Here is an 8,833-nt window from a genome sequence, read left to right as displayed (position 1 = left end):
CTTTGCGGTCACGGGATTTTTTTTGCATCTCCTGCTCCCACCGCTCTTTCTCTTTTTTTATCTTGTCGAGATCATCCATCGCCTTCTCCTTGATTTTTGACAGGATGAACAGGATTATTCCTATATCCCATGGGGTAACTCTCGTACTTTTCGCTTTACTTCAACCTTTTCTTCACCAAAATTAATGAGGAGACCTACATCAATTCCGGTTGCCGTAAGGTAATTAACCAATTGAATTTCGTGAGCTTTCGCCAAATGAGTCACTGATTTCAATTCAACAATTATTTTATGGTCAATAAAAAGATCCGCAATAAAATCTCCTACAACAAAATTATCATAATGAACTTTAATCGTTTTCTGAGATTCAACATGCAATCCTTCCCGTTTCAATTCAATAATAAGGCTTTTTTCATAGACCGATTCCAAAAATCCATAACCCAGCTTATTATAAACTCGGTAAGCGCATCCAATAATTCGTGCCGTTAATTCTTTATATTGCACGTCATTATTCCCCATTCTAAAAAGTATTTTTATATCCTGTTCATCCTGTCAATAAATTAGTAAACTCTTTCAACAGCTGCTGAAGGGTTTTTTGACGGGTGAGAATCTCCTGTACGCCGGACGTGAATTTCTCTTCCTTTTCAGCATCCCAGTATGTCTTTAATATCTGCTCGTTCAGGTATCGCCGGATACGGCTTTCAATGCGCTGCTTAAATTTTCGATCCAGAATATGCTTTTCTTTTTGATAGCGCTGAAATTCTTGCAGGGTCTCGTAGAGTTCTGCAATCCCTTTGCCTTCACTGGCAACGGTCTGAAGCACCGGCGGACGCCAGTCATCCCGAACAGGCTTCAGTTGCAAAACCGATTTGATTTCCAGATATGCCCGGTCAGCTCCCTGGTGGTCCGATTTGTTCAGGACAAAAATATCCCCGATTTCCATCAAACCGGCCTTCATGGCCTGAACGCTGTCGCCGGACTCCGGAACCAGAATCACAACCGTAGCATCGGCTGTTTGAATGATGTCCAATTCGGATTGCCCCACGCCCACCGTTTCCAGAAAAATGATGTCCTTCCCAAAAGCGTCCATCACATCGGCCACATCCTGAGCCGTCTTGGACAATCCGCCCAGACTCCCGCGGGTGGCCATGCTGCGAATAAACACCCCGGGATCCAATTCGGAATCCATCATTCGCACCCGATCACCCAGAAGAGCGCCTCCCGTAAAGGGACTGGTCGGATCCACCGCGATAACTCCCACCGTTTTTCCCGCCTGCCGATATTGCTTGACCAGCTGGTTTACAACGGTGCTCTTCCCTGCCCCGGGCGGACCGGTAATGCCAATGCGATACGCCCCTTTCATGTGGTTGTAAATTTCATTTAAATAGGAATCGGCGCGGGAATTTTCATTTTCCACAATAGAAATCAGGCGGGCCAGGGCGCGTCGATCTCCCGAAAAAAACCGTTTCAGTACGTCATTTTGTGTCATCTTGATCCTTTAAAAACATCCGCCGTGAAGGCGCGAATGAACGCTTTCGGTTTTGCACGTTTGGCATCCAAATGAACTCTGCGATACGTTAGGCGTCTCTGCGAAATTCTGTGTGACTAAAAAATGACACAGAGGGCCTCGGAGAAAAAAAGAGAACCACTGAGTAAAAAGAATATTCTTTACCCAAATCAGCTTTTCCGAAGCAGCTCCCAGAGCTTGGCATATTTTACCAACACATAAAAGCCCGAGAGAACGGCTAACAAAAATCCGGCAAATCCGTCCAAAAAGCCGGCTTTTAGAACGTACATTTTCACAAAAATATGCGCCGGACGAACCAGCAAATCGACCAAATGAAAGTGCCGCCCGCGATCTTTCAGATCCAGAGCGGCCAGGGTCGTGTATCGATTGAATTTTTCAAAATAATGCTCCAGCGTGGGATCGGTAAAGTGCAGCAGCGGATGGTTGAGTCGGCCCATGCGTGCAGGGGCTTCCAACCCCTCGTGCACGCGGGTATCCGCAAACCGCGCCAGATCTGTTTTGATCAACCGTAAAACGTACCCGGGGTACCACCCGCTGTGACGAATCCAGTGTCCCAGAAAATTGGCTTTCCGGGGAATCTGGTACCCATCGTACGCGGGATTCCTTAAAACGCTCTGAATTTCTTCGGCTAATTCGGGCGTCACCCGTTCATCCGCATCCAGCCAGAGCACCCAGTCGCCGGTTAGTTTTTGCAGCCCCCAATTCTTGGTGCCGGCAAATCCCTGCCATTCGGTTACGAACACCTTTTCCGTAAAGCGTTTCGCTTTGGACACCGTGTCGTCTGTGCTTCCCGTGTCAATCACCACAATTTCGTCCGCCCATTCCACGCTCTGTAAACAGGCTTCAATGTTGGCCGATTCGTTTTTCGTCAGTACCAGCACGGACAAGCGGTTCACCGGATGTCCTCCGCCGGAACTCTCTTCTTCCAAACAGAGGTGTAAAATCGCTCAAAGGCAGCCACAAGACGATTCAAATCCAGTTGGTAAATGCACTCTAACGTTCCCGTGGTACAATTTGGATTCCAACACGGAGCGCAGGGAGCGTGGCTCAGAATTTTTTCCCCGCGATCATAAAGATCAATTTCCTGAGGGGAGGTTGGGCCGAACCAGACAATCACCCATTTTTTCAGCGCAATGGCAATGTGCATTCCCAATGAATCTCCGGAGATAACCACATCGGCTATGTTCTCGTAAAGAATCCCTTTGCGCAAGCCGTCCGTTGTGGGCGTTTCAACAGCCAAATCGCCCACGGCTTTTTTAATGGCGTGATTACGTTCCGTGTCTTCCGATCCGCCCAGCAAAATAATTTTTACATCCGGAAATTTTGACGTGATTCTCCGAATAAGCTGGATGTGCTGTTCAACGGTCAATTTCTTGTTTGGGAAGCGTTTGGAGCATCCGGTATTGAACGCCAGAACCAGATCATCGGACTGAATCCCCAGATCATGCCGATATTTTTTTGAAAAGGCTTCTTCCTCTGGGGTCAGCGGCAGCACGTACTCGTCCCGGCGGTAATCCAGACCAAAGGTTTCCGCCAGAATATCCTGGCCGGAACGCTGATTGTCGAAAAATTTTAATTGATCCTCAATCCCCATTCGGTAATTGTACTCCGCCTCCCGGTTCAGGGGAATGATGGCACCAAACGCATTCAGGCCAAAGCCCATTTTTTGAGCCGCATCGATTGTCTGAATAAACGCCGAAGAATTACGATTTTTGTCGGCATTCAGGGCCAGGTCAAATCTCATATTTTGAAGAATCAATCGGTTGTCATCGTTCCAGGGAAGAACCTCGTCGAGGTAGGGGTTGTTTTGAAGCAGAGGAAGGGCGTAGCTTTTGGTGATCCAACGAATCGTGCTGATCGGATATTTTCTCTTTAGCGCGGGAAGAATGGCCGTGGTGACCAGCACATCTCCCAGGGCATCCAGATTAATCAGCAAGATGTGTGTGCCGACGGGCACCGGTGAGTCACAGGTCTCACAGGTTTTAAAGGGTTCGCAGGGTTTGTACCCCGTAAACCTTTTGCAATTTGGAATTGTAATCAAGCCAAAACCCTCAATCGTTAATCACTACTTTCTGGCTCCTGTTTCCCCCGCTCCCTCAATTGAATTTCATAGATTTTCAAATAGAGCATGGCATTGCCCAGTGCCGTCATGGCCGAAAGCAGGAATCCCTCCCGCCCGTCCAAGAATCCCTTGAGAGCAACATATTTTCGAAAGAAGGCCGATACCGGATGGACCAGGATATCAAACCAATGAGCCGTTTTTTGGGAGGCCTTTTCTTCCGCCTCAAGCACCGAATAAAGCACCAATTTATTAAAATGGTCCTCCAGCCTTTCCGCCGTAAAATGGAGGATATCCCCTTTAAGCCGACAGATTTTGCCCGTAACCTCAAACCCTTCGTGCACTTTTCTGGGGGTGAGACGGGTTTTTTCTTTTCGAAAGAGCCTGAGCTGAAATCCCGGATACCAGCCGCAGTGCCGGATCCACCTTCCCAGATAAAAGGTTTTTCGGGGAATTTCATAGCCGTCACACGGGGTGGCCTCCTGCAAAAGGGATTGAATTTCCTCAGCCAGTTCCGGCGATACCCGCTCATCCGCGTCCAAACTCAACACCCACTCTTGTGAAGCTTTTGAAAGCGCAAAGGATTTTTGATCCGAAAAATTCGTCCATGGCCTCTGGTAAACAATCGCCCCCAGCGATTTCGCGATGTCCACCGTTGCATCTGTACTCATGGCATCCACCACAACGATTTCATCCGCCCAGGAAACGCTTTGAATACAGTCGGCAATATTTTTTGCCTCGTTGCGGGTAATAATCGTGACCGAGAGCGTTTTCATCTAAAATCCGCAGGTATTTGACCCCATAAATTCACCGCCTCCTCAAACACCTCTTCCACCGTCAAATAATTCATGCAATCCAATAAGGGGCAGGTAAGGCGGTTACAACCCAAACAGGGAATTTGCCAATGGGCGACGGCACGCGCTTTTTCTCCATAAGGACCCTGTAGATTTGAACGGGTCGGGCCGTAAATTCCAAGTGTCGGCGTTCCCATGGCGGCCGAAATATGCATGGGCCCGGAATCGTTGCTCACAAGAAGAGTCATTTTCTCACAAAGAGCTGCCAATTGCAGCAGGGTTGTTTGCGGCGCCAGAAGCGCCCCTTCTCCAATTCCCGCTGTGATTTTTTGAGCTGTTTCCTTTTCCCCGGGGCCCCAAAGAACCACGACTGTCGCCGAGAACCGGTCCCGTAACCGTTTCCCCACCTGAACAAACTTCTCATCCGGCCATCGTTTTGCCGGCCAGCTTCCCGAGGGATTGAGTCCAATCAGAAGGCGATCGGTCAATTGATTCTGCCCGATCCAATTTCGAATAAACTCTCTATCTTCTTCAGAAACAAAAATTTTGGGTTGATGGTTTACCACGGGAATCTGCAGAGCCCGCAGCGCATCCAGATTGAATTCCACTTCGTGAACGTCTGCCCCGCGATTGGTTACAACCCTTGTGTAGGCGGCTTTTCTTCCCCTAAAATTGTACCCGACCCGCCGGGGAGCGCCGCTCAGGCGCGTCATAATGGCGCTGCGGGGATTGCCAAACAGATCCAGAACCAGATCGTACTGTTCGGCACGCAGCTTCCAAAGAAAACGGCTGTCAAAGAACCACCGCCGGAAAATCGGCTCGTTTTCCAGACGCTGCCGGGGATAAACGATAACCTGATCGATCCCCGGATGGTTTTGCACAAGCGGCGCCGATGGCGATTCCGTCAGAAAATGAATGGCTGCATGAGGAAATGCTCTCCTCAAATTTTCAATGACCGGAGTCGCCAGAACCACATCCCCGATAGCCCGTAGTTTAATAATCAAGATTTTCTGTAATTGCGGTAACACATTAAAAGTATACAAAATTATGGGGATTTTCGCAAGGGAAATTTTGGAGACCACGCCCCCGCTTTGGGGGGCGCTTTCTTCGAAATCTTCATAAAATAATAGGGAACGTCATGGATTATAAAAACATGCCCATAATGAGCATATACCAATGCCACACCATTTTCACGGGCCAATAGGCAATTTGAATGAGCTGCGGCACCATGATAATAATCAACAGGATAAAAAAGCCATACGGTTGGAGACGGGCCATAAATACCCGTCCTCTCGGCGGAAGGATATTTTCAAGGATATGCGACCCGTCCAGAGGCGGAATTGGAATCAGATTAAAAAAGGCCAGTACGAGGTTAATCAGCATCCCTGAGGCCATGACATTAAAATAACGCCGAATAAAATTCGGGGACAAATGAAGGGCCTGAAATAATCCGATTGTTAGGATGGTAAGCACAAGAAAAATCAGCGATAGCGCAATGTTTGACGCCGGACCGGCCGCCGAAACAATCATTTCATCCCGTTTTCGGTTTCTGAAGTTGGCCGGGTTTACCGGAACGGGTTTGGCCCATCCAAACAGGATGTTTGTCGGCGTAAGCAGGAACAGCAAGGGAACAATAATCGATCCCATAATATCAATGTGCGGAATGGGGTTTAACGTGATTCGCCCCATCATTTTTGCGGTCGGATCTCCCGCCCGATAGGCCGCCACACCGTGTGCACACTCGTGAATAATAATCGAAAAAAGCAACACCGGAATAAACAGTATTTTATCAACCCATGTTTCCATTTTAATACGGTACCTTTCAATTGTTCAAGTAATCGGCAATAATTGATCGTAGTTCATCAAGCGACGAATATTCTTTTACGGTTAATAGCGGATCTTTGTTTCCTGTAATCATTTTTGTTAAAAATATTCCGGATCGGTAGACGCACAGCACGGGCTTTTTCATTTCCAGCGCTTTGGCAATTTCGTACCCTACACCCAGAGACGGATTGGACACCTCCGCAATCACAACCTCCGATTTTGCCAACCAGGCCAGATCCCTGGAATAAACCTGTTCCGGAGAAATGTGTTTTTCTTCATCAAAAACAGAGGGGTACGCAATATGTTCCGTCAAAACCGCATGGCCGTTCTTTTTCAAAAAATCAACGATAATCTGGTAGGTTTTTTCAAATTTTCGGCCGCCGCTGATGGAGGCTGCGAAATAGATTTTCATGTATTTCTCATTAACAAAAAAGTGCCACAAAAGCTCGAAGTCACGAAGTTATTTAAGGATGTTTTTTCTCCGTGGTTCTCTTTTTTTCCTTTGAGATTCTCCGTGATACGCATTTTTTCAGATTTCCAATGCGCACCGGCTATTTAAGCTACAAAACCGCCCGGCCGCCATCCACGGGCACCACCGCACCCGTGATAAAATCGGATCCGGTTAACAGGAAGTGGACCGTTTCGGCCACGTCCCCTGCGCTGCCCACGCGCTTGAGAAGGGTCCGTTTGGAAGAGGCAGCCTCGTCTTCCGGTGAGTAATTTTCCGGAAGCAGCACCGGCCCGGGAGCCACCGCATTAACCCGGATATCCGGCGCCAGAGCCTTTGCCAGAGTTTGCGTCAACATGATCAGCCCGGCCTTCGAAACCGAGTACGGAATGAAATCGCCCCAGGGCCGAATACCTCCCACATCGGCAATATTGATGATGACCCCCTCCTTTTTCTCCAACATGATTTTCCCTGTTTCCCGGGACAGCAGAAAGGGCGCCCGCAGATTAATCCGCATCAATTTTTCCCAATCGTGCAGGGAAATTTCAGGAAAGGGTGTTCGATAAAAAACAGCCGCATTGTTGATCAAGACATCCACGGTTCCAAAAGCGTCCACGGTTTCTCTCACCAGACGCTCAACCTGAAACGGATCGGCCAAATCGGCCTGAAGCGCCCGCGCATCCACACCCTTTTGGTTGAGTTCCTTCACCAATTTTCGGGCCGACACCTCCGACCGATGGTAGTGAATAACCAATCGAGAGGCATCCTTTGCCAGACGATTCGCGATGGCTCGTCCCACCCGCTGAGCGGCTCCCGTAATTAAAACAACCCTGTTTCTTAAATCCATTTACATAGTTTCCCTTGGGTGAAATGTCCGGTGCACCTCTTTGAGATAATCCCGATCCAGGTGCGTGTAAATCTGTGTGGTTGAAATATCCGCATGCCCCAGTAAAACCTGCACGGCCCGCAAATCGGCGCCCCCTTCCAGCAAATGAGTGGCAAATGAATGCCTCAGCGTATGGGGACTTACATTTTTTTTGATTCCCGCCGCTGACGCATATTTTTTTAAATTAACAAAAAAAGCCATCCGGGTAAGGGGTCGTCCGTTTCTGCTCAAAAATAAAACATCTCCTGAAATTCCGGGGCGATACACGCGCGGCCGGACATCGGACTGATACATTTGAACATACTTTTTGGCCAGTTTTCCAAAAGGAATCACCCGTTCTTTGGATCCCTTTCCAAAAACGCGCACAAAGCCCACATCATAAAAAATATCTTTCTGTTTGATTTGAATCAATTCCGATACCCGCACTCCGGTGGCGTAAGCAAATTCAATCATGGCCCGGTCCCGCAAACCCAAAGGCGTGCCGATGTCCGGTTGATCCAGAATCGCAGACACCTCCTGTGGAGACAGCACCACGGGAATCTTTCGGCGCAGCTTCGGAGAATCCAGATTCTCCGTGGGATCCGCCTCGGTTTCTCCCTCCTCAAACAAAAATTGGTGAAACGAACGCAGTGCCGAAATCATTTGCCCCAAACTGGCCGGTGCGTACCCCAGATCATTCAGGTAAAACACAAATTTGAGCACTGTTTGAATCGACACATCTGAAAACCGGGAAATCCCCTCTAATTCCAGAAATTCCAGATAGTGCATCAAATCGAATGAATAGGCCCGGGTTGTGTGATCCGAAAGCCCTTTTTCGAGACGAATGAAATGGAGGAACCGATCCACCCATTCAAAAAGAGACGGGTTTACTGAAGCGGATTCCATCGGCGCCGCTACCACAGTTTTTCAGAGCCGGGACAGGCTTTTTGGCACAGCCCGCAGATCATAACGCCCAGTCCCTTCTTTCTGGAGAAGAAATCCAGCAGGGAAAAACACCGATCAAAATCGAAATCCTCCGGGGATTCGCCCAGGGCATCCACCGGACATTCATCCACACAACGGCGGCACTGGCCACAGCTAAAAGGAACACGTTCCTCAGACACGGGAAGCGGAAGAGTGGTGAGGACGGTCACCAACCGCACCTGGGCACCGTATTCCGCTGTGACCAGCAGATTGTTTCTCACCCGCCAGCCAATTCCCGCAGCTACAGCCACGTGACGATGCGATACGTGGGCACTTTGTTTCCGCCAGTCGATGATTTGAGAGGCCGCAATCGGAAGCGCCCGATACCCCATTT

At 48.9% G+C, this 8,833-nt stretch carries 11 protein-coding genes; all 11 read right to left on the bottom strand.

Going from position 1 to position 8,833, the window contains the following annotated elements; all coding sequences use genetic code 11:
- Positions 1 to 120: 120 nt before the first annotated feature.
- The gene (locus GXO76_09270; protein ID NOY78043.1) at positions 121 to 516 is read right to left on the bottom strand and encodes a GxxExxY protein; all 396 of its coding nucleotides are present in this window, start codon (positions 514 to 516) and stop codon (positions 121 to 123) included.
- 25 nt (positions 517 to 541) lie between these two features.
- Positions 542 to 1,486, bottom strand: a complete 945-nt coding sequence (meaB, locus tag GXO76_09265; GenBank protein ID NOY78042.1) for a methylmalonyl Co-A mutase-associated GTPase MeaB — start codon at positions 1,484 to 1,486, stop codon at positions 542 to 544.
- 188 nt (positions 1,487 to 1,674) lie between these two features.
- The gene (locus GXO76_09260; protein ID NOY78041.1) at positions 1,675 to 2,421 is read right to left on the bottom strand and encodes a glycosyltransferase family 2 protein; all 747 of its coding nucleotides are present in this window, start codon (positions 2,419 to 2,421) and stop codon (positions 1,675 to 1,677) included.
- Positions 2,418 to 3,566: a glycosyltransferase family 9 protein gene (locus GXO76_09255; protein NOY78040.1), complete on the bottom strand. Its 1,149-nt coding sequence runs from the start codon at positions 3,564 to 3,566 to the stop codon at positions 2,418 to 2,420. Before GXO76_09255 ends, GXO76_09260 begins: the two co-directional genes overlap by 4 nt.
- A gap of 17 nt (positions 3,567 to 3,583) precedes the next feature.
- The gene (locus GXO76_09250; protein ID NOY78039.1) at positions 3,584 to 4,360 is read right to left on the bottom strand and encodes a glycosyltransferase family 2 protein; all 777 of its coding nucleotides are present in this window, start codon (positions 4,358 to 4,360) and stop codon (positions 3,584 to 3,586) included.
- Positions 4,357 to 5,382: a glycosyltransferase family 9 protein gene (locus tag GXO76_09245; GenBank protein NOY78038.1), complete on the bottom strand. Its 1,026-nt coding sequence runs from the start codon at positions 5,380 to 5,382 to the stop codon at positions 4,357 to 4,359. Before GXO76_09245 ends, GXO76_09250 begins: the two co-directional genes overlap by 4 nt.
- Positions 5,383 to 5,521: 139 nt before the next feature.
- Positions 5,522 to 6,184 carry a site-2 protease family protein gene (locus GXO76_09240; protein ID NOY78037.1) on the bottom strand — a complete coding sequence of 221 codons (663 nt, stop codon included), beginning with the start codon at positions 6,182 to 6,184 and terminating at the stop codon, positions 5,522 to 5,524.
- Between the two features lie 16 nt (positions 6,185 to 6,200).
- Positions 6,201 to 6,614, bottom strand: coding sequence for a hypothetical protein (locus GXO76_09235; protein ID NOY78036.1), 414 nt, complete (start codon positions 6,612 to 6,614; stop codon positions 6,201 to 6,203).
- A 148-nt stretch (positions 6,615 to 6,762) separates the two neighbouring features.
- Positions 6,763 to 7,497 (bottom strand): SDR family oxidoreductase, encoded by a 735-nt coding sequence (locus tag GXO76_09230; GenBank protein ID NOY78035.1) that lies wholly within the window; start codon positions 7,495 to 7,497, stop codon positions 6,763 to 6,765.
- Complete coding sequence (gene xerD / locus GXO76_09225; protein ID NOY78034.1) at positions 7,498 to 8,421, bottom strand: site-specific tyrosine recombinase XerD; 924 nt, start codon at positions 8,419 to 8,421, stop codon at positions 7,498 to 7,500.
- Positions 8,422 to 8,429: 8 nt separating this feature from the next.
- On the bottom strand, positions 8,430 to 8,833 hold a 404-nt coding region (locus tag GXO76_09220), incomplete at its 5' end, for an epoxyqueuosine reductase (protein NOY78033.1).

The sequence above is a fragment of the Calditrichota bacterium genome (assembly GCA_013151735.1).
GTDB lineage: Bacteria > Zhuqueibacterota > JdFR-76 > JdFR-76 > BMS3Abin05 > BMS3Abin05.
This window is presented reverse-complemented; position numbering and strand designations above follow the sequence as displayed.

What these genes read in the sequence shown, in the direction of transcription:
- meaB (NOY78042.1), bottom strand. Translation starts at nt 1,486, where the DNA reads ATGACACAAAATGACGTACTGAAACGGTTTTTTTCGGGAGATCGACGC.
- GXO76_09235 (NOY78036.1), bottom strand. Translation starts at nt 6,614, where the DNA reads ATGAAAATCTATTTCGCAGCCTCCATCAGCGGCGGCCGAAAATTTGAA.
- GXO76_09250 (NOY78039.1), bottom strand. Translation starts at nt 4,360, where the DNA reads ATGAAAACGCTCTCGGTCACGATTATTACCCGCAACGAGGCAAAAAAT.
- GXO76_09230 (NOY78035.1), bottom strand. Translation starts at nt 7,497, where the DNA reads ATGGATTTAAGAAACAGGGTTGTTTTAATTACGGGAGCCGCTCAGCGG.
- GXO76_09270 (NOY78043.1), bottom strand. Translation starts at nt 516, where the DNA reads ATGGGGAATAATGACGTGCAATATAAAGAATTAACGGCACGAATTATT.
- xerD (NOY78034.1), bottom strand. Translation starts at nt 8,421, where the DNA reads ATGGAATCCGCTTCAGTAAACCCGTCTCTTTTTGAATGGGTGGATCGG.
- GXO76_09240 (NOY78037.1), bottom strand. Translation starts at nt 6,184, where the DNA reads ATGGAAACATGGGTTGATAAAATACTGTTTATTCCGGTGTTGCTTTTT.